General features: G+C 33.2%; 18 protein-coding genes and 2 pseudogenes. 13 read left to right on the forward strand and 7 right to left on the reverse strand.

Annotation, left to right across the window (positions count from 1 at the left end; all coding sequences use genetic code 11):
• The 3 genes from IJQ68_RS02435 to IJQ68_RS02445 all read left to right on the forward strand — a co-directional run.
• On the forward strand, window positions 1-2,958 hold a 2,958-nt coding region (locus tag IJQ68_RS02435; RefSeq protein WP_292796499.1), incomplete at its 5' end, for a DUF3344 domain-containing protein.
• A 98-nt stretch (window positions 2,959-3,056) separates the two neighbouring features.
• Window positions 3,057-3,458, forward strand: a complete 402-nt coding sequence (locus tag IJQ68_RS02440; protein WP_292796502.1) for a hypothetical protein — start codon at window positions 3,057-3,059, stop codon at window positions 3,456-3,458.
• A 95-nt stretch (window positions 3,459-3,553) separates the two neighbouring features.
• A complete protein-coding gene (locus tag IJQ68_RS02445; protein WP_292796505.1) occupies window positions 3,554-4,462 on the forward strand; it encodes a restriction endonuclease in 909 nt (302 codons plus the stop codon).
• A 20-nt stretch (window positions 4,463-4,482) separates the two neighbouring features.
• Here IJQ68_RS02445 and IJQ68_RS02450 read toward each other — a convergent pair whose 3' ends face one another.
• On the reverse strand, window positions 4,483-5,538 hold the full coding sequence (locus IJQ68_RS02450; protein ID WP_292796508.1) for an oligosaccharide repeat unit polymerase family protein: 1,056 nt from the start codon (window positions 5,536-5,538) through the stop codon (window positions 4,483-4,485).
• Window positions 5,514-6,857, reverse strand: a complete 1,344-nt coding sequence (gene cfbB / locus IJQ68_RS02455; RefSeq protein ID WP_292796511.1) for a Ni-sirohydrochlorin a,c-diamide synthase — start codon at window positions 6,855-6,857, stop codon at window positions 5,514-5,516. Before cfbB ends, IJQ68_RS02450 begins: the two co-directional genes overlap by 25 nt.
• 110 nt (window positions 6,858-6,967) lie before the next feature.
• Here cfbB and IJQ68_RS02460 point away from each other — a divergent pair, with 110 nt between their 5' ends.
• From IJQ68_RS02460 to IJQ68_RS02470, 3 genes are all read left to right on the forward strand, one after another.
• The gene (locus IJQ68_RS02460) at window positions 6,968-8,791 is read left to right on the forward strand and encodes a threonine--tRNA ligase (RefSeq protein ID WP_292796513.1); all 1,824 of its coding nucleotides are present in this window, start codon (window positions 6,968-6,970) and stop codon (window positions 8,789-8,791) included.
• A 66-nt stretch (window positions 8,792-8,857) separates the two neighbouring features.
• Window positions 8,858-10,084: a bifunctional 5,6,7,8-tetrahydromethanopterin hydro-lyase/3-hexulose-6-phosphate synthase gene (locus IJQ68_RS02465; protein ID WP_292796542.1), complete on the forward strand. Its 1,227-nt coding sequence runs from the start codon at window positions 8,858-8,860 to the stop codon at window positions 10,082-10,084.
• 44 nt (window positions 10,085-10,128) lie between these two features.
• Window positions 10,129-10,407, forward strand: coding sequence for a zinc ribbon domain-containing protein (locus tag IJQ68_RS02470; protein WP_058738252.1), 279 nt, complete (start codon window positions 10,129-10,131; stop codon window positions 10,405-10,407).
• Here the strand turns inward: IJQ68_RS02470 and IJQ68_RS02475 are convergent.
• A complete protein-coding gene (locus IJQ68_RS02475) occupies window positions 10,404-11,249 on the reverse strand; it encodes a phosphoserine phosphatase (RefSeq protein WP_292796518.1) in 846 nt (281 codons plus the stop codon). The two genes, IJQ68_RS02470 and IJQ68_RS02475, sit on opposite strands and share 4 nt — an antisense overlap.
• Before the next feature lie 135 nt (window positions 11,250-11,384).
• Here IJQ68_RS02475 and IJQ68_RS02480 point away from each other — a divergent pair, with 135 nt between their 5' ends.
• Complete coding sequence (locus IJQ68_RS02480) at window positions 11,385-11,969, forward strand: flavodoxin family protein (protein ID WP_292796522.1); 585 nt, start codon at window positions 11,385-11,387, stop codon at window positions 11,967-11,969.
• Window positions 11,970-11,985: 16 nt separating this feature from the next.
• On the opposite strand, the gene IJQ68_RS02485 is transcribed toward IJQ68_RS02480, so the two are convergent.
• Both IJQ68_RS02485 and IJQ68_RS02490 read right to left on the reverse strand, forming a co-directional pair.
• Window positions 11,986-12,468: a MarR family winged helix-turn-helix transcriptional regulator gene (locus IJQ68_RS02485; RefSeq protein WP_292796525.1), complete on the reverse strand. Its 483-nt coding sequence runs from the start codon at window positions 12,466-12,468 to the stop codon at window positions 11,986-11,988.
• A gap of 8 nt (window positions 12,469-12,476) precedes the next feature.
• Window positions 12,477-13,100: an energy-coupling factor ABC transporter permease gene (locus tag IJQ68_RS02490; RefSeq protein WP_292796527.1), complete on the reverse strand. Its 624-nt coding sequence runs from the start codon at window positions 13,098-13,100 to the stop codon at window positions 12,477-12,479.
• 556 nt (window positions 13,101-13,656) lie between these two features.
• Between IJQ68_RS02490 and IJQ68_RS02495 the strand changes: the two genes are divergently transcribed.
• The 6 genes from IJQ68_RS02495 to hisB all read left to right on the forward strand — a co-directional run bounded on the left by IJQ68_RS02495 (window position 13,657) and on the right by hisB (window position 20,273).
• Entirely contained in the window at window positions 13,657-16,503 is a 2,847-nt protein-coding gene (locus IJQ68_RS02495; protein WP_292796530.1) for an FmdE family protein, read from the forward strand.
• A 54-nt stretch (window positions 16,504-16,557) separates the two neighbouring features.
• On the forward strand, window positions 16,558-17,022 hold the full coding sequence (locus IJQ68_RS02500) for a hypothetical protein (protein WP_292796532.1): 465 nt from the start codon (window positions 16,558-16,560) through the stop codon (window positions 17,020-17,022).
• 86 nt (window positions 17,023-17,108) lie between these two features.
• Window positions 17,109-18,668, forward strand: a complete 1,560-nt coding sequence (locus IJQ68_RS02505) for a flippase (RefSeq protein WP_292796534.1) — start codon at window positions 17,109-17,111, stop codon at window positions 18,666-18,668.
• A 73-nt stretch (window positions 18,669-18,741) separates the two neighbouring features.
• A complete protein-coding gene (locus IJQ68_RS02510) occupies window positions 18,742-19,434 on the forward strand; it encodes a TOBE domain-containing protein (RefSeq protein ID WP_292796536.1) in 693 nt (230 codons plus the stop codon).
• Window positions 19,435-19,453: 19 nt separating this feature from the next.
• Window positions 19,454-19,654 (forward strand): 4Fe-4S binding protein, encoded by a 201-nt coding sequence (locus IJQ68_RS02515; RefSeq protein WP_292796538.1) that lies wholly within the window; start codon window positions 19,454-19,456, stop codon window positions 19,652-19,654.
• A 40-nt stretch (window positions 19,655-19,694) separates the two neighbouring features.
• Window positions 19,695-20,273 (forward strand): imidazoleglycerol-phosphate dehydratase HisB, encoded by a 579-nt coding sequence (gene hisB, locus IJQ68_RS02520; RefSeq protein ID WP_292796544.1) that lies wholly within the window; start codon window positions 19,695-19,697, stop codon window positions 20,271-20,273.
• Window positions 20,274-20,359: 86 nt separating this feature from the next.
• Here the strand turns inward: hisB and IJQ68_RS02525 are convergent.
• A pseudogene (locus tag IJQ68_RS02525) lies at window positions 20,360-21,037 on the reverse strand (F420-dependent methylenetetrahydromethanopterin dehydrogenase); the annotation flags it as partial.
• A pseudogene (locus IJQ68_RS02530) lies at window positions 21,025-21,219 on the reverse strand (hypothetical protein); the annotation flags it as partial. The pseudogenes IJQ68_RS02525 and IJQ68_RS02530, both read right to left, overlap by 13 nt.

Here is a 21,219-nt window from a genome sequence, read left to right on the forward strand (position 1 = left end):
ACTACTGCTAATGCTAACAGGACTGTTCGTAATGTTGGTGAAGCTGATTCTTTCTTAGCTGCTATTAATATTACCAGTGGAGAATTGTTATACAGCTCATACATTGGTGGTAGCAAAACTGATGATGGTGAGGCTTTGTTTATTAGTGATGATGGTTTCTTGTATTATTTAGGTGATACTTGGTCTGATGATTTCCCTACTACCGCTAATGCTTATCAAAAAACTTATGGTGGTGTTGGTGATGGTATTTCTGGTGGAGATATCTTTGCTATGAAATTTGATACCAGTGATTGGAGTATTGTTTATTCCACTTATCTTGGTGGTAATGCTGATGAAGGTGGAAGAGCAATTGCTGTTGATGATGAAGGCAATCTTTATATCGGTGGTATGAGTCAGTCCAGTGATTTCCCTGTTACTGATGATGCTTTCCAGAAAGTTAAAAATGGTCAAGTCTATGTTGCTGATCCTCAACAACATGCAGATTTCTACACTATGGATGCTGTTTTAGCTGTTTTAAGTGCTGATGGTAGTGAATTGTTATACAGTACTTATATCGGTGGTGACTATGGTGAATTCATTATGGGGGTTGAATTGATTGATGGTGGAGTTATCTTGCAGTTCAGAACTTATTCTGACGATTTATGGGTAGCTGAAAACGCTTATCAAAAAGATAAAGGCATCGATTTGTATAATCCTAGTTTAGCTTACATTGGAACAATCTACGAAGACTATTATGCAAACAGAACCATCTATGACATGGACACATACTTTGCTGTATACTTATTCGGTAACATTCCAACTGCTGTAAATAAATTGGCTACTGAATATACTAGTGTTCCTACTATTCAAGCTGGTGTAAATAACACTTTAACATTAACCGTAACTAATGATGGTACTGGAAAAGCAACAAATGTGACTGTTAAAGTTTTAAGTGGAAATGAAACAATTTTCGAAACTATTATTCCTGATTATGCATTAGGTTCAAGTTATAAATTCTCATTTGTAGACCCAACTATCAGACCAATTGATGAAAACACACAATATGGTGCTAATAATACTTTAGCTCAATATACTGTTGTCGTTGAAAATAATGGTAGTGAAATCAATTCTACTGATTATTCATTCCCTGTTCGTTACAACGGTAATTTAGGTAAGAATTTAGAATATCCAACTGAAAACTACACTGAAATCAATCGTTACTATCAAATTACTGGTGATGTAATTGTTGTTAATTCTGGTGATTCCGCTTATATGGGAACTGGTGTAACTTCAAGAAATGAAACATTAACAGCCGATTATGATGGTGATGTGGCTGAAGCTTTACTTTATATCTCATATAATTGGGACAATGTTGCTTCAGGTGACTTTAATACATGGAATGTAACATTCAACAATGCAACTATAACTCCTATAGCAAGTTATCGTGATCAAGGAAACTTAGGTAACTATGGAAACAGAGGATACGGTTTAGTTGTTTATAATGTAACTGGCCTCGTTCAATCTGGAAATAACAATATAACTATTAAAAAACTTTCCAGTAAATCTGCTGTTTATCCAGGTTCATTATTAATTTTAACTAATAATAATGAATCCACTACTAGTAAAGGAGTTTACATTGCTGAAAATGCTGATTTACTTGCAAAATCATATAGTAAAAATTTAACTGTAGGTTCAAAAACACAATTCGAAAGTGTTGATGTTGAAAAAGTTTTAAATTCAACTTTATATGTCTTTGCTGCAAGTGCTCAAGCTGGTGAAGGTAATATTGTATTCAATGATAATGTTTCATCTGATGTGTGGGCTGGTTCATCCAATTCAGTAAGCATATTTGAATTAGACATCACTAATCTTATAAGTGAAGATAATTCATTATTCTTTGAATCTACAGGATCAACTATTTTAGCTTTACATCAAATCATTGTAGTTGAAAACGAAAATCATGTAGTTGTTAATGCTCCAGATGTTGAAAAATACTTCTCTGCTCCTGATAAGTTTGTAGTAACAGTTACCGACAATCAAGGCAATGTTGTTTCCAATCAATCAGTCCAAATTATAATTAATAATGTTACTTATACTAAAACAACTGATGAAAACGGTACTGCAAGTTTAGGCTTAAACTTAAGACCAGGAATCTACAATGTAACAACTGTTGTGGAAAATACTACTGTTAATTCAACCGTAACTATTTTATCAACAGTCAATGCTAATGATGTTACTAAAATCTTCAGAAACGGCACTCAATACTATGCTACATTCACTGATGCGCAAGGAAACACATTGGCTAACGGTACTGATGTGACATTTAACATTAACGGTGTCATGTACACACGCCAGACCAATGAAAATGGTACTGCAAGATTGAATATTAACTTAGGTCAAGGCACATTCATTATAACTGCCACTAACCCAGTTACTAATCAAATGGCTTCCAATACCATTACAGTTATTCCAAAAATCGTAGAAAACAATGACTTAGTCAAATATTATAAAAACGATTCCCAGTACGTTGTTAAAATTTTAGGTGATGACGGCAATCCTGTCGGTGAAAACGAAACCGTTACATTCAACATCAACGGTGTAATGTATGAAAGAAAAACCAATGCATCCGGATACGCTAAATTAAACATTAATTTAAGCCCTGGAGACTATGTTATTACAGCAATGTATGGCGGAAGCGCTGTTGCCAACAACATTACCGTCAAACCGATTTTATCAGCTGAAGACATCACAATGAAATATCGTGATGGAACACAGTTCAAAGCAAAATTGCTTGACGGACAAGGAAAACCATTCGTCGGACAAAACGTAACATTCAACGTCAACGGAGTAATGTACGAAAGAACTGTTAACAGCGAAGGATTTGCAGCACTCAACATCAACCTACAGGCTGGTGAATACATCATAACTTCAATGTATAACGGTGCAGCAATAGCAAACACAATAAAAATAACTTCATGAGGTTAATCAATTAACCTCATTTTATTTTTTTTGGAGGGTTTTGTATTAAAAATAAGATAATATTTACATTAGTATTGATTATTGGGATATGTCTGTGCATGTCATTTGCGGCTGCACATCCTGGACATGATGGTCCACATCCTGAAGAAGTAACAAGCACAGGTGGTGACTCAGGTTCGCAATCTGTTCCAAGTTCCTCTTCTAGTTCTGGTGGTTCAGATTATAGTTCTTCTGATTCAAGTAGCTATTCTGGATCTTCTGTTTCTTCTTCATCTTCTGGTTCTGGTGGTTCTGATTCATCAAGTTCCTCTAGTTCTGGTGGGGATGATCAATCTATTGAAGTTAATGCAACAAACAATACTTCTGTAAATAATACAACATCAGACAATACAACAAATATAACCTCTCAAAACAATAATTTTGATTTTACTATTATTGGGATAATTTTAGCAATTATTGTTGTTTGTGTTGTTGGTTTTATTGTGTATAAAAGAAAGTAAAATTTTTTATTTTTTTTTATTTTTTTTAATAATAAACTTTAATAATAATTTCATTTATAAATTAATAATAAAGTGAAACACATGCGGGTGGAATTTTGGAGAAACCACAATTAATTAATTTTATAGCTAAAGTTATGGAGGATTCTGGTTTTAAAGTATATAAGAACTTTAAGACTTCACAAAAGGTTATTGACATATATGCTGTTCTACCAACAACAATTGGTGATTTTGGTGTAGTTATGGCATGTAATAACTATGATAAGGAGTTTGAAGTTGGCATTGATTTATTAAGGGAAATGGAGGATGTGGCAGAAAGCCTAAAAGCTTCAAAAGTTGCTGTTGTTACATCAGCTTACTTCAATAATCAGGCTACCAATTATGCTTTGAGAAAAAATATCAAATTGGTCGATAGGGATAATTTGGTGGAATTGGCTAAAAAATACCAGGATAATTCTCAGCAAACTACTTTGGATAGTGATTACTCTTCAGGTGAGGTTTCATATATTGAAGAAGAATATCCAGAATATACTTACGATGCTTCAGATATGGAATATATCATGCGCAGAAGAGATGAAAACCCTGTTGTTTATAAAAATACTTTATATCCTCAGGTTGAGGAATATAATAATTTTTCAAATAATTTTTTAACTTCAATATTAAATAGGCGTAAAAGAAATCAGAATAATGGTCTATATCCCGCAAACTTGTATGACTATGGTTATTCTTCTGGTCCGTCCTGGTTTGACCGCCTGCAACCGATTTTAAGTAATGCTTTTGTCACAATTGCTCTAGTTGTTATTGTTTCATATTTATTGTCTTTCATATTCGGCAACTTATTGAAAATAGATTATGGTATAAGTGGTTTAATTGAAATGATTGTTGCTTTGGCTCTGTCTTATGGATTAACATTCATATTTGCAGATAGATCAAGGTTCTTTATTACTCGAGGAACTGTAATATTCTTTATTTCACTTATAATATTGATTATTTTAATATTTGTATAGATTACAAATACTTTTTTTTACTATTTTTTATATTTGGTTAGCAATATCAATATCAATCCTAAAAGGTATAAAAACCAAATCATAATGTCAGTCGGTCCTGTTTCAATCCATATTAATGTATGAGTTAATATTATTGAATAGATACCGATTTCCACACCGTTTTTAGCAATTGAATGAATAATTTTTAAAAATGCCCCCATAAATAGCATTTGGATTGTAAGACCTATATATCCAAAGTCAAGCATCACCGGTCCGAACATTGTTGAAGTCAGACAGACATCGTAATGGAGCACATAATTTCCTATAAATGACCTTGGACTTCCTGATGAGAAAATCATTGATAATATATGACCGTTTGTAGTTCCTGCAAGTGGAATTATTTTTTCTAATACTTCCTGAGTAAATGCTGCCCTGTAAAATACCAATTCAACAGGATTCAATGTCCAGGTTTGTGTTGCAATGGACTGTGATGCTATGTATCCTACGGCAAGGCCTCCGATTGCAATAATTATAACGAATAGAATTCCAATTTTTTGAGATATTTTTCCAATATAATACATGCTGATGAATACGCTGACCAGAATTCCCACTACTGATGTTCTGTATCCGTTAAGCCCAAAAACTAATGCTCCAAGTAGAACAAGTATCAAATATTTTCTATTATAATATTTAGCAATCAATATATTTATTAAAATTAAAAATAGAGGATATGCAATTCTCCACAAATTAGTTGTTGCATTTGCTTTTAGTACACTATCAAATAAAGGTATTCCACCAAGCAATACCATATTAAGGCTCTGCAAAACAAGTGATAATATGATAAATAATACTAAAATTTTTTCTGATAGAAAATTAATTTCAGCGGTTTTTTCTATTGTAAACTTTTTTGAAACTATAAATGATGCTATTGTAAACAATGCTGCTGCAAAGATAACTGTCAAAATGGTTTGGGTATTCAGAGGATCTTCGAATCTGTAATTGAATGACCCGATATATCCCATCACCAAAAAGACCAGTATTGCTATCGGCACGATATATGGATGGAAAAAGTCTATTTTTCTATTGCTGAAATACATAGGTTTCCTCCGAAGTTAGGCATTGCAGCCACATGTGTGTGCACGTAACTTGCTAAAGTGTTTTTTTCCATAAATCCGTCCTGGAAATCATATGAGCCTTTTCCACGGGTTATCTTAAATGCAAAGTCATGTTGTGGAGTGTCAACTATCACTTTTGAATAGTGGAATTCATGTCCATGGAAAACTTCGCCTTTTTTGGAAATGATATTGTCTTTCTGGACTTCCGCAATCGTATATTTCAGTGCTTGGACACGATCTGTTAGAATGGACTTGTAGGGATATACATTTACTACAGCATCTTCATGAATTGATTTCATAAGATACATTAAACCGCCACATTCGGCAAAGATAGGACGGTTATCCAGATGGAAGTCCTTGATATCTTTAAGCATTTTTTCATTATTCGATAGTTCTTTTGAAAATAGCTCAGGATATCCTCCACCGATATACAATCCGTCAATGTCTGGAAGGTTTTCATCGTTCAATGGTGAGAAGTATTTTATTTTAGCACCGTTTGCTTTCAATGATTCAATGTTTTCCTTATAATAAAAATTGAAAACTTCATCATAGGCAACACCAATTTTAACCTTCTGTTTATTTAGCTTATTCCAAATAGGCTCCAGATCAGAGTTAATTTTAGGTGCGGTTTTTGCGATTTCAACCAATCGGTCCAAATCAATTGAATTCTTGATGGTTTCACACCATATGTCAATAAATTTCAAAGAATTCTCTCGCTCACGAGCAGGAACAAGACCTAAATGCCTTTGCTCTATTGAAATATTGTCATCACGTATTATTCCGCCGATGACTTCCGTTCCAGTGATTTCTTCTATTGAACGTTTTGTTTTTTCGTAATGCGCTTTATTTTTGACTTTATTGAGAATTACTCCGGCAATATTAATTTCAGGATCCAGTCCTTTAAAGCCTAAAACCAATGCCGCAGCGCTTTTAACCAGGCTTCTCGAATTGATTATCAGAATAACAGGTGCCTTAAGGGATTTTGCAATTGAAGCAGTACTTCCTATATCGTTGATTGAATCAATTCCTTCATATAATCCCCTGACGCCTTCAATAACTGCAATATCTTTGTCGGCCATTGCCTTATTGTAGGAATCCCTAACCTGTCCGTCATGCATAAAAAAGGAATCCAGGTTTCTTGAGGTGTTTCCAGTAGCCAAAGTATGATATGATGGGTCTATATAGTCTGGCCCCACCTTAAATGGCTGCACATTATATTTTTCGGATAATGCTTTCATTATTCCGGTTGCAATTGTGGTTTTTCCAACTGCACTGCCGGTTCCTGCTAAAATTATTCTCATGAATAATAATTTATTTTGATAATATATTATCTTTATGTAAAAAATTACTTTTTAAATCATTTTATATAATATTAAAACCAAAAATTAAATCATAATATATTGGTGGTCAAATGAGAATACTATTAATTCATTCTGATTATTTAAATTATAATGTTAAAAAGAAAACACCAGTAGCCGAAGAAATCGAAGAAGCTAAACATGACGGTTCTTTCGATGATTCTTTAGTTGTATTTACTGCTGTTGAAAAAGAAGACGAAGATAACCCTCAAGGGATTGTTAAAAACTTAGTTAAAGAGGTTTTAAAAACCAATGACCAAGTTAAAGCAGAAAACATTGTTTTATATCCATATGCGCATTTATCTTCTTCATTAAGCTCACCAAAAGTTGCTGTTGGAATTTTAAAAGATGCTGAAGAAGCTCTTTTGGCTGAAGATTTAAATGTTGTAAGAGTACCGTTCGGCTGGTATAAGGCATTTGAAATTTCCTGTAAAGGTCACCCATTAAGTGAGCTTTCAAGAACCATAACTGCCGAGACTGAAGAAGAAAAAATTGAAAGAAAACCTTCCAAATGGCAAATCCTTGAAGGAAATAAAATCACTGAAATCAAAGACTTTAAATTTGAAAACAAAGCATTCAAACATCTCGTTGATTATGAATTGGGCCAAGGCGCATCCGATGAAGGCGAACCTCCTCATGTCAAACTGATGAGAGAAAAAGAAATCTGTGATTACGAGCCTGCATCCGATGTTGGAAATCTCCGCTGGTATCCGAAAGGAAAATTAATCAGGGATTTGTTGGATGATTATGTTTATGATTTGGTAGTTGATCGTGGAGCAATGCCTGTTGAAACTCCAATTTTCTATGATTTGGATAATCAGGCAATCTATGAGCACGCTTATAAGTTCGGTGAAAGACAATACAGAACTGACACTAAAAAGAAATTGATGTTAAGATTCGCAGCCTGTTTCGGTGCATTCAGATTAATGAGTGATTCATTCTTAACCTGGAGAAATTTACCTGCTAAGATTTTTGAATTGACACATTACAGTTTCAGATATGAGAAAAAAGGTGAAGTTGTTGGTCTTAAAAGATTAAGGGCATTTACAATGCCGGATTTCCACTCATTCTGTGCTGACGTTCCGGCATCCTTGGATGAGTTTTCAGCCCAGACTGACATGTGTTTAAAAACAGGCAGTGACTTGAACCTGGACTTTGAAGTTATTTTCAGAGCAACCCAGGATTTCTTTGATGAAAATGAAGAGTGGATGTATGAAATTGCATCAAAATTCAACAAACCAATTCTTTTAGAAGTTTTACCTGAAAGACACCACTACTGGGTATGTAAAATCGACTTGGCTAATATTGATGCTTTAGGTCGTCCTATTGAAAACCCTACAGTTCAGATTGATGTTGAAAGCGGTAAAAGATTTGACATTGAATACTTGGGTGAAGACGGCAATCAGCACAATCCTACAATCCTGCACTGTTCCCCAACAGGTAGTATTGAAAGGGTTTTATGTGCAATGCTTGAAAAAACAGCTATTGATTTAAATGAAAAATCTCCAATGTTGCCAACATGGTTAAGTCCAATTCAGGCCAGAATCATTACAGTTGGGGATGCTCATGAAGAGTTTGCTGAAGAAATCTATGAAAAAATCAATGCATCCAATATCCGTGTAGATATCGATGACCGTGATGAAAGTGTCGGTAAGAAAATCAGAAATGCATCCAAAGAATGGATACCATACATATTTGTCATTGGAGATAATGAAGTAGAATCAGGCAAATTCCAGGTTACCGTTCGTGAAACCGGTGAAAAAGTCGACATGGATGTAGATGAATTAATCGCTGAAATTAAACAAAAAACTAAAGGAATGCCTTTCAGAAGATTACCTTTACCAAAGGATATCTCAAAAAGGATCAATTTCCAATAATTATATTTACAAATAAAAATAAACTATAAAGTGTTATTATATAACGGAGGAAATTTAATGGACCCAATGTATAGAATAGGAGAAGCTCTTATTGGAGACGGCCCGGAATTAGCACACATTGATTTATTGATTGGTGATAAATTCGGTCCTGTTGGTCATGCTTTCGCTAATGGATTATCTAGCCTTTCAGTTGGACACACTCCATTAACCAGCGTAATCAGACCAAACTTAATGACTAAACCAGCTACTTTGATTATTCCTAAAGTAACTGTTGGTGATTTAGACGATGCTAGTAAAATTTTTGGACCTGCACAAACTGCTGTTGCAAGAGCAGTAGCTGATGCAGTAGAAGACGGATACATTCCAAAAGATATTGTTGAAGATATCGTAATCAATGTTAGTGTATTTATTGATCCTTCTGCAAAAGATTACAGAAAAATCTATCAATATAACTATGGAGCTACCAAATTGGCTATTAGGAGAGCAATGGAAGGATACCCTTCAATCGAAAAAGTTCTCGCAGAAAAAGACCGTGGAACTCACCCAATTATGGGATTCAGAGTACAAAAACTTTGGTCTCCACCTTACTTGCAAGTAGCTCTTGACTTAGACAGCAAAGAAGCAATGGCCAAAATCCTTGGTGACTTACCGGATAAAGAAAGAGTACTTATTGAAGCAGGTACACCACTCGTTAAAAAATTCGGTGTCGGTGTAGTTGAAGACATCAGAGCACTCCGTCCATCCGCATTCATCATCGCAGATTTAAAAACCTTGGATGTAGGACGTGTAGAAATTAAAATGGCAGCAGATGCAACAGCTGATGCAGTAGCTATTTCCGGACTCGGTACTATTGAATCAATCAAGAAAGCTATTCATGAAACCCAGAAACAAGGTATCTACGCTATCTTGGATATGATGAACGTAGCTGACTTTGAAGATAAATTATCACAATTGCCTGATGATTTAAAACCGGATATAGTATTATTACACAGAAATGTTGACCTCGAAACTTACAAAGCCGAAAAAGGTGAAGATGTAAGTGAAATGACCGAATGGGGTAACATTAAAAAGATTAAAGAAATCCTTGGCGGTGGCCTTATCGCAGTAGCTGGAGGAATCACTCCTGACAATGTTGAAGAAGCTATCGAAAAAGGTGCAGATGTAATTATTGCAGGAAGATACATTATCGGTTCAAGAGATGTCAGAAGATCTGCTCAAGACTTCTTAGCACACTTCCCACCTGACCCAGATAATATGAGACTTGCAATGGATGAAGACGAACAAGTAAATTAGATTAATTTCTAATTTATTTTCTATTTTTTTTAAGAGGTTTTAAAATGGGTTTTTGCAATTCTTGCGGCAGACCAATTGTAAAAGAAGATTACGGTACTAATGAAGACGGTAGTTTAAATCCTGAATTTTGTAAAGATTGTTTCCAGGATGGTAAATACACAGAACCTGATATAACATTAACTGAGATGATTGTCCGCAAATCAAAAGAGATGATGGAAAAAAATCCAAGATTGCCAGAAACTACTGCAACAGGTATTACAACCACATTCATTCCTGGCCTTAAAAGGTGGAATCCTGAATTTAAGGATGATTATCAATTTTAAATTTCTTTATTTAAAATAAATTCTTTAACTTTATTGGCGATATATTCGTCACGACTTTTAGTTGATTTTAAGATGTATAATTCTTCTTCTAAGCTGTTGTATTTATCAACTAAATCATTGTAATCAAGACGTAACTCATCGTAATCTTTTTCTAAGCTTTCGTTTTCTTCAAATATTTCAGCATAACTGGTTTTTGTATTGAGATTTTCCTGTTTTAACTGATCATATTTGTCGCTGACTTTAGCATAGCTGTCTTTGATGTCAGCATGTTCCTCTTTTAAGTTGGAGCATTTGGTTTTGAGGTTTTTATTTTCTTCTTTAATACTTGAATATTTGGTTTTGAGGTTTTCATTCTCTATTTTCATATTCACGTATTTGTTCTTTAGGTTTTCATTTTCTTCAATCAATCTGGAATGTTTGGTTTTAATGTTGTTGTTTTCTTCTTTTAAAATAGCTAATGAGTCCTGTTTGGTTTCTTTATTTATGTTTTCCAATGTACTTATTTCATTTTCTTTAGCATGAAGTTCTGCTTTTAGTTCTTCGATGATTTTTTCATATTCAGAAGAATTTTCAGTATTAAGTGCTTGCTCCAATTTTTCCACTTCCATCATATATAAATAATTAGCTATTTTAATTGAATGTAACTCATCTTCAAGATTATTGAAGTTTTCAATTTCATTTTGAGGAATAATAAGGACTTCTTCTTCGTTAGAATAAATATCTTCATTTTTTGGAACTGTAATTTGAATCTGTTCGGTTGTATATTTCTTTTTCTCTCCGGTTTTTAGAGTTCTATGATACTCCCTAGAATATTTTTTTACAATACCATGTCCCACTTTCATATATATCCCCAATAATTACTATTATTTAGATTTATGAAATTAGTTTGATATAAATATTTTGTTAAATTGGTATTTTTTGGAACAAAATTAATTAATTAAAATAATATAATTATATTTCAAGGATGATGTGATAGTATGAAAGTTTTTGGAATTTGCGCCAGCCCCAGGATAAGTACAACAAATTATGTAATTAAAAAAGCATTGGAAAAACTTGATGATGATTCCTTTGAAACAACATTATTTTCATGTGCAGGTAAAAACATTAGGCCTTGCATGCATTGCGATTACTGTTTGGAAAATAAAAGATGCATCATTGAAGATGATATGGCAGATGTTTATAGGAATCTTCAGGATGCCGACGGCATTATCCTGGCAACACCTGTTCAGAGCGGAGGAATTTCAAGCAATCTTTCTGCAATCATGGACAGAACACGAGCTCTTGAAGCTATTGATTACAATCTTCTCAGAGGCAAAATAGGCATGAGCATAGCTGTTGGTGGTGACAGGACAGGCGGACAGGATTTCGCTCATTTAAAAAATATAACTTATTTCATGATTCATGGTATTATTCCGGTAAGCGGAGGACCGTTCGGATCAAATTTGGGAGCATCATTTTGGTCTAATGACACTTTGAATGATATTAAAAAGGATGAATATGGTATGGAATCTTTGAATAGGACTTTAGTTGAATTTGAAAAATTCTTAAAAAAATATATTTAGGTTTTTGAAACCTAAATTAACTCTTCTTTTTTGAAATTAATACGCCGATTCCAAGCCCTATTATTAAACCGATTACAATACCTATTCCTAAAGGAAGTCCAAAGTTGCTGTCTGTCTGTGTATTTCCTGTAGGAGCATTCATTATCTGATTTAATCCGTCCAATATTGTTTCATTATTCAAATCGTCCACTATTATTATTCTGTCAGATAATTCCTGATGCTCGTTTAAAAATTCTTTGCCCGTGTCTTGGTATGCCACAAGCAATATTCTTTTATTCGTATTGTTGACGCTGTGTTCTAGGATATGTGCTACTTCATCTTCTGATGTGAATTTGTATACACTAATGTTTATTCCATTTGCGTCCGCAATATCTTTTACAAGCTGTCCATTTGTATTATTTGTAATAACCATTGTATCTGCCGTTATATCAACTCCATGTGCGGATACAGCGGTTATTCCAACTATTAACAATACTAAAATAATTAATATTTTTTTCATTTCATCACCTAAATTTTATTTATCTCCATTATTTCGGGTTTTATCATTTTAATCGCACTTATTATGATTATATTTGCAAATCCTTCTATTATTGCAATAAATAAGTAGAAAGGAATTAAAGTTGCTAGCAACACATCGAAATTCATAGCTCCGGATATTAGTAAAATTGCTACTTGACCGAATGTGGCAGCCATTATTCCGATAATTGTTGATGTAAAAATTGCAACCTTTTCATTCAAGTCTTTTATAATCTTATAGAATCCATATGTTACAAAGGATAATATCAATCCCATTACTAAGAAATTCGCTCCGAGTATTGTAATTCCTCCCATATTTAGTAAAAGGAATTGCATTAATAAACTTATAAAGGATACAATGTTTGATGTGAAAGGCCCAAGTAAAATAGCCACTAAAGGTATTAAAAAGAAGTGTATTGGCACTCCTAACGGTGAAGGAATAGATAATGAAGTCACTGTTATTGTAAATACGCTAAAAATAGCTATTGATACTATCCTTTTTTCTTTATTTTCATCTTTGGAAAATTTATAAAAGAATATTGCCATTATTATCAATGTAATAATCCAATAAATCAATGCTTGATTAAGAGGTACAATTCCGTCGGGTAAATGCATTCAATCACCTTTTAGTTATATATTACAAATATGATATTTTTTATTCATATTATATTAATTTTTTTAAAAAAAGTATTATTTATAGTTTTTTAGTTTTAATTTATCTGTTTCTGATATTTAATTATTAAATTTACTTATTTTATAAATAACTTTATAATTATATAATAATTGTTATATGCTCAATTATTATTATTTATTTTGCTAATATAACATTGTTAATAGTATTACTGAATTTTTATACTCTGATTTTTCAATAATTTTTCTTAATTTCACTGTAAATTATATAATTTAATATTTTATAATAATATAAATTAATTTATTCAATAAACGATATTTAAAAGAATTAATTTCATATTTTACTACTTTTTATGTGGTTTCATTTTTTTAAATTTCCGTAAAAGTAATACTTTTTCTGTAAAATTATTATTATAAGTAATAAATATTTATATATAATTATTACTACAAAGTAGATTTGTATTTAGTTAATGATTGTTAACGAATACATAATATATACAAAATGGGAGGCTAAAATATTAAAAAACAATTTATTTTACTCATGACATTTGTCATGTTGGTAATGTGTGCAATGACTAGCGTTTCTGCTCAGGATGGCGATGTAATTTCTTCAGACATACTGACTAATTCAGAAATTCCAGGCATTTCTCAAATTGATATTGCCGTAAATTATGAATATCCTGATGATGCTAGCAAAATAACACCTACATTTAATATAGAGAATAATTCTGTCATTTCTCAGGATTATGATAGTTCATCTAAACTGTATAATGTTAAAATTAATTCAACAGAAATCTCTACTAAACTTAATATTTCTATTTCAGCTCCAGGTTATATTACACAATATAAACTTGTAGATACTGATAATAAAATTATAAGTGTAGATTTAAAAGCTACAGACAGTTATAAATTAGGTTATGATGTAACAGCTAAAGCAGACTCATTACTTGATTTTAAAAATGCTGATGAAGTTTTAGCAATTACTACAGCTGGTGTACCTAAATTAAACGGTAAAACCAGTGAACCTGCTATTGATGGAATTCTCAACTATGCTACTGAATATATTTCTTATGGTAGGGGTAACATATTGATGTTACGTCAAACCGCTGTGGATCCAATTGATTTTTGTTTTGTAGTTAAAAAAGGCAATGCTCTTAATGCAGCAATATTTTTAAATGGAAATACAAATGAGGTATATCTTGGTACAATCTCTGAAAATATGACTACTTCACAATGGAATGCTTTATATAAAGCTGTTGGCGGTGAAAATGCATTTTCATTTGCCAGTTTGGCTAACGGCTGGTATGATGGCGTAACCTTTGATGTATTACAGGAGGCAGCATTTCATGGACATATTTGTGAAGGAACTCTTGGTGGTTATACAATAACTAAAGCATTACTTCAATATTATCCTCCAATAAAAGAAACTGGTAATGGTAAACAATCTCCTGGAGATATTACTTCTTATAAAGTTTTAGGTATTCCTGGTGATTCTTCTAACGATGCTGTTATCTTTTTCTTAGATGCAACTTCCGGTAAGACTTCTTACATAGGATTCAATACTACTTCAACAGGTGCAACTGAAAAAATGATTGGTTTCATCCGTTGGAATGGTCAAACTAATAAAGGAACTATTATTGTAATGGAATATGATTCCGATAAAAATAAACAGTTATTTGAAAAAGAAACCGGAATTACTGGAGACGGTAGTTTAGAACAATTAAAATACAACACATGGTGGATTAACAGGATTTATAATAATCCTGCAAGTCTTGTTAATATTTTAATTGAAAAAGAAGGTTTGAATTATGAACAATACTTATATTTAGTCGGAACTACTGACGATGAAGAAGATGATGAAGGTCACGTTATCAATGCAACTAATTCTCATGGTTTGGATTATGCTTATATTCAAAGTCTGGATTTACCAAATGCCACCCGTGACAATGTTATCGCTAATAAAGGTTCATTGACTTACGATGACTTCAAAGCTATTGGTCAACAAGCTGCAAGCACTGCAAAATCAATTTATGAAAATGAATTAGGTGTAAAAATACATAAGGATATGCCTAATTTGATGGTTTTAACTTCAGCTGGTTATGTAATGATTAATGAGCAATCAACCGAGGCATGTTGGGATGGTTTATTTGAAGAGTTAGGGTCAAGATTATCCAGAAAAACATTATTACCTGATCATAAAGCAATTTGGACTCCATTATGGTTTAATTTCTTATTAAAACAAGACGATGGTTCTTTAATGAGTATTTATATGAGATATAATGAAGACGGAACATTTTTCATCGGTGAATATAATGGAAGTCAAGTTTACAATATCAACATGACTACTTTGAATAATTCAGCTATTTCTGGAGGAATTAGTTCAAGCGCATATCCTGATGGAAATTATTTCAGTATTCAAAGTATTTCCAATGCTTGGTCTGCAGGACCGGCTTTTGACCAAATCATGTCATTCTTGTTCCACAATCATGCATGTCCAGGTGTACAGCCAGGATTCTTCATGGTTGACTATATTCAGGAAAATTTCCCATTAAATGAGAACCAATCCTATATCTACATTGCAAATGAACAATATTGTAAGGATGATAGTCTTGAATATATTTTGGATGTATCTCCAGGTCTTGGAAATTATCTTGTTCAAAAATTAACAAGTGATGAATATAAAGGTGCTGATGATTTGGATGAAGAAGGTATCTTGATAATTTGGGATTCAGCTAATAACATTGGTCAGGCTGTCGCTCTTTCTTATCAATGGCCAAGCCCTGATTTAAGTGCATATGCTACATCTGAATCAAAAAGAGCTGCTCAAATTCAAGCATTCATTGACTTGTATAATGGTAGAGATAATCCAATTTTAACAGATAATTACCATAAAGTTGCTCATTCAGATAGTAGATGGATTACTCAGGAACAATTGCAAACTATCACTTCTGGAGGAGAAGGCAGTAGTCTTAAATATTTAAGAAGTTTGGAAGATATCAGTAAAGAGGATTTATTAAAGCAAATTGCTGACAGTAATAAGGAAAATACTAACACAGAATCTAACAATACTAATACAAACACTAATACTAATACAGATTCTAATAGTAATGTAAATAATCCATCTGTTCCTTCTACAAATACAAATCAACGTAGTTATTCCAGTGTTGGAACTTCAAATAACCCAATAAGCACTTCAACTGCTTCAACATCTGAAGATTCATCAGAAAGTCCATCTGATGATAGTTCAAATGATGATTCAAAAGCTTATGAGATTAATAAAAAGCCTGTTTCTAAATCAGGATCTAATAATCTTGTATACGCAGTTATTGGAGCTTTAGTTTTAGGTGCTTTGTTTGCTGTAGGTTATATGAGAACTAAAAAAGATTAATTATGAGATTATTCATTCGAATAATCTTTATTTTTTATTTTTTGGATGATTTAAATGAAATATAAATACTTGGCTTTTTTAATAACAATAATTTTAATTGTTTCTTGTGGTAATGTTGTTTTTGCACATCCGGGTCATGGAACTGAATATGTTGAAGAGGTTCCTTCTTCATCCTCTAGTCCTTCTCAACCGATGCAATCTTCAGATAGTGGTTCTGGTTCAGGAAGTTCTTCTGTTTCTAGTGTATCTTCTAGTTCTAGCAGTTCATATGCTTCTAGTAGTTCAACTGGTTCTGGTAGCAGTTCATCTAGTTCAAGTAGTGCTGTTGAAACTTCAGATTCATCAAATGATGGGATAAATAATAAATCAGCAAATATTTCAGAAGTTAATAATTCCACGGATAATCATATTGAAGAGGAGGATTCTCAGTTATTCAGTGTTACAAATATTATTCTGATGATTATTGCATTAATTATTGGATTTTCTATAACTGCTTTGATTTTAAAATTTTTTAAGTAGATTTAATCTACATTTATTTTTTTGATTACATTTATATATTAAAATTTACTAAAATTAATCTAGACTAATTTTTATAGGTAAATTATATGGCAAATAAGTTGATTAGAGGCAGTTTAATAATTTTTTTAGGAAACATAATTTTCCGTATAGGAGGTTATGTTTACCGTTTTCTAATGGCTATGCTTCTAGGACCTACTATGTACGGTGTTTTAGGACTTACTTTGCCGTTTCAAGGTATATTCCAAACTTTAGCTGCTGGAGGACTTCCGCCTGCCATTGCAAAATATGTTGCTGAATATAATGCCGTCAATGAATCGGACATGGCCAGACAGACCATTTACACGGCTTTAAAGATAATGGTATTTCTGGGAATTTTCTTTGGAGTTCTTATGGTTTTTGTTGTCGCTCCATGGCTGGCTTATGGCTATTTGGGAAAGCCTATCGCATTGGTTCCTTTACAGATTGTGGGACTTATCACTCCTTTCAGTGTAATTGTGGGCGCATTCAGAGGGGCATTCCAGGGTGTTTATAAGATGGAGTATATTCTATATACCCGTGCTATTGAACAGCTTGGTATGATATTATTTGCAACCGCATTTGTTTTAATAGGTTTATCAACTGTTGGAGCTTTATGGGGTACTGTTTTAGGTTATTCAATGGCTGCTGTTGCTGCAGTTTATATTTTCAAATTTCACATGGCAAAATATATTCCTGAAGCTTCTCCAGGATTTGTATTTTCAAGAAAGGATGAATTAAGGCTTGCAGGTACATTAGTTAAATTTTCTATTCCTGTTATTATCACGGCTATTGCTGAAATGCTCATTTACAATATATGTACTATCGTGATGGGTAAATTCTTGACTTTGGATGCTGTTGGATTTTTTGCAGCCGCAGATCCGATTGCACGTTTGCCTTTAATGATTTCAATTTCTGTAGCTACAACAATTCTTCCGGCTTCTTCTGAAGCTTTTAAAGTAAAAGACATTCCGGCATTGCAGAGATATGTGAATGAATCCTATAAATATTCATTGTTGTTTGTAGTTCCGATGTGTGTGGGTCTTGCTTTGTTTGCAGCGCCTACATTGAGGGTATTGTATTTTGCCAAACCTGAATATGTTGCAGGTGCTTCTGCATTGGCTATTTTAGCTATTGGTATGACATTCTATTCAATATTTTCAATTTCAACCAGTATTGTTCAGGGTATCGGAAATCCTCGTATTCCAATGTACATTTTGATTTTTGGAGCTATCGTCACAGGAATATTGTGCTGGATTTTGGTTCCGTTCATGGGAATTGCAGGGGGTGCGCTCGGAACTACTATCGGCTGTTTCGTGATGATGGTGCCGGTAATTTATTTTGTATTCAAGCTGACCAAGGCTAAGGCTCAAAAGCTTTCTGTGCTAAAAATCATTGCTGCATCTGCCATTATGGGTATTTTTGCTTTAATTATTCCAAAAACTACATTATGGCTATTCCCTGGTATTATAGCCTGTATTATTGTCTATTTCTTTGCACTGATTTTAGTCAGATTTTTCACAAAAGAAGATATTGCATCTTTAAGAGAGTTGTCTTCCAAATTTGGCCCTATCTCTGTCATTGCAAATAAACTTCTTAATTTTGTTGAAAAATTAGAATTTAGAAATTAATATATAATAGTAAACCTTATTTTATATAAAAATAATAAATAATATATGTTATATATCTTTGGAGGATTATAATATGACTGATGTAAAAGCGGGTGTTGAATATAAGATTAATGTAGATGGTAATTCTTTCCTACTGGATAATAAGAAATATCAGCTATTAGAATCTATTTTAGACACTGGTTCCTTAACGGAATCTGCTAAAGTAGTTAAAATATCTTATAGGACTGCACTAAACTATATTGATAAAATAGAATCTACTCTTCAAGTAAAAATTGTGAGTACTTCTAAAGGAGGTAAAGGTGGTGGTGGGGGCACTACTTTGACCGAAGAAGGTTATTCTATTTTAAAAGAATGTAAAAAAATTAATGCAATCATGGAGCTTCACAAGGATGTTAATGAAATCGAAGCCGAAGTTTTAGCCATTGACGAGTCTAAAGGGGTAATGACTGTTAAAATGAAAAGCTTTGAAGTTAACATTCCTTTAAATAAAAACTATGTAGTCGGAGATAGAGTTTTAGCATTGATTAGTTATGATAATATCTTTTTAATGTTGGAACCTCAAAAATCAAGTATTCGTAATATAATTAAGGGTACTATTGTTGAAATGAGGTTAAATAATGAGATTATTCGCGTTAATGTGGATATTGGGGGAGTAAATGTCTATTCAGATATTACTGTATCCGCTGAAAAGGAATTGAATCTCACTATTGGCAAGGAAATATACATAGGTTTTAAGGCAATGTCTGTAGCTACTCTGAAATTGTAATTGATTTACGGGTGAGTTCATGTTACAAATTGAGATTGATGAATCTAAATGTATTGCCTGCGGTAAATGTTATGAGATTTGTCCGAAAGCAGATAAAATTTGGAAAATCTCTAACGTCGCACATATATTGGATTTAAGATATTGTCATGTTTGTACATTATGCGCAATGAAATGCCCTACAAACTGTATTAAAATTATACGTGATGGTCCAAAGGACTGAATAATCGAAGCTAGAATTAATAATTTGGAAGGTAATTATGATGGGTCGAACAGCTGATGTTGAAAGGAAAACATCCGAAACAGATATAAAAATTAAGATGAATCTTGATGGTGAAGGAAAATACAATATCTCCACAGGCGTAAATTTCTTCAATCACATGTTGGAGTCTTTTTCAAAACACAGCATGATTGATTTGCATATAACCGCTGCAGGGGATATCGAAATCGATGATCACCATACCATTGAAGATGTTGGAATCTTACTCGGCGAAGCCTTTTCTCAAGCTATCGGCGATAAAGTAGGCATCAGAAGAATGGCTCATGCAATCGTTCCAATGGATGAATCACTAGCTACAGTTGCCATTGACATTAGCGGACGAAGCTACTGTAACATGGACTTGAAATTCAAAAATGAAAAAATCGGAGACATGACTGCAGATATTGTTGTCCATTTCTTTGAATCCTTTGCATCCTCAGCAAAAATGAATATCTATGGGGAAGTAAAAGGAGTAAATGACCACCATAAATGTGAAGCTATTTTCAAGGCATTTGCAAAAGCAATGAAAGATGCTGTAAAAGTAGAACACAATCAGATACCATCAACAAAAGGAACTTTATAAGCTATTAGAATATAGCTTTTTATTTTTATTTTTTGGTTAATTTTAGGTTTAAAAAAAGTTAAAAAAAATAAGTAGAAGTTATCTACTTATTCTGGTTTAGAGATTAATTCAGTTTTACGACCAGGGTTTCCTTCTTTCATGTGAGGAGTTCTTAAGACTGTGTCGTTTGATTTTTCTAATTCTCTTGCTTCTTGTGCTAATTTAGCAGCAGCAGCAGCGATTTCGTGTGCAGCAGCAACTAAAGGAATGAAGTTTTCGAATCCTTTGGTCATGAAACAACCTTTCATGTCTAAGTTTGCGACAGATCCAGCCATTTCGTATGCAGCGATAGCTTTTGCTTTTGCGTATGGGTTAGCAAATTCAGCAGCTTCAACAGCTTTTTCAGCAGTAATAATGAGTTTAGGTAATTCGATTTCTTCTCCAGCATCAGCAGCAGCGATTACACCGTCAATGGTTTTTTGTACTAATCTTAATGCACCGGTTTCAGCTAATACTTTTAAGATGTCAGCGTTGAAGATAGCCATTTCAGTTGGGTCTAACCATTCTCTTTTTGCACCAATCATTGGGTCAGACATTACGATGATGTAACCTAAACCTTGTTCGTCCATTTCATCTTTCTTACCTTTACCTGGTGCATCACCGATGATGATTGCAGGTAAATCTTTTTCAGATAAGAGTTCTCTTGCTTTAGCAGGACCAGGTGCTCCTGGGTTTGGAGAAATGAATATTGCGAAATCAGGTTCAAATTCGTCTACTTTAGGGATCCGGCCTCGCGCAATAAATCCGGCGCTTTATGACAGTGTGTCTCCGGCTGAGAACTTGTTAATTCCCAGTCTATGTCATGCAAAATTCCAACTATGCCCCATAATTCTTTATCTTCGTTAAACAATCCGGCAAAGTGACGCATAGCGGCTTCAACCGCAAGAGCATGATGAATATGCGACTG

The sequence above is a fragment of the Methanobrevibacter sp. genome (assembly GCF_017447225.1).
Taxonomy (GTDB): domain Archaea; phylum Methanobacteriota; class Methanobacteria; order Methanobacteriales; family Methanobacteriaceae; genus Methanocatella.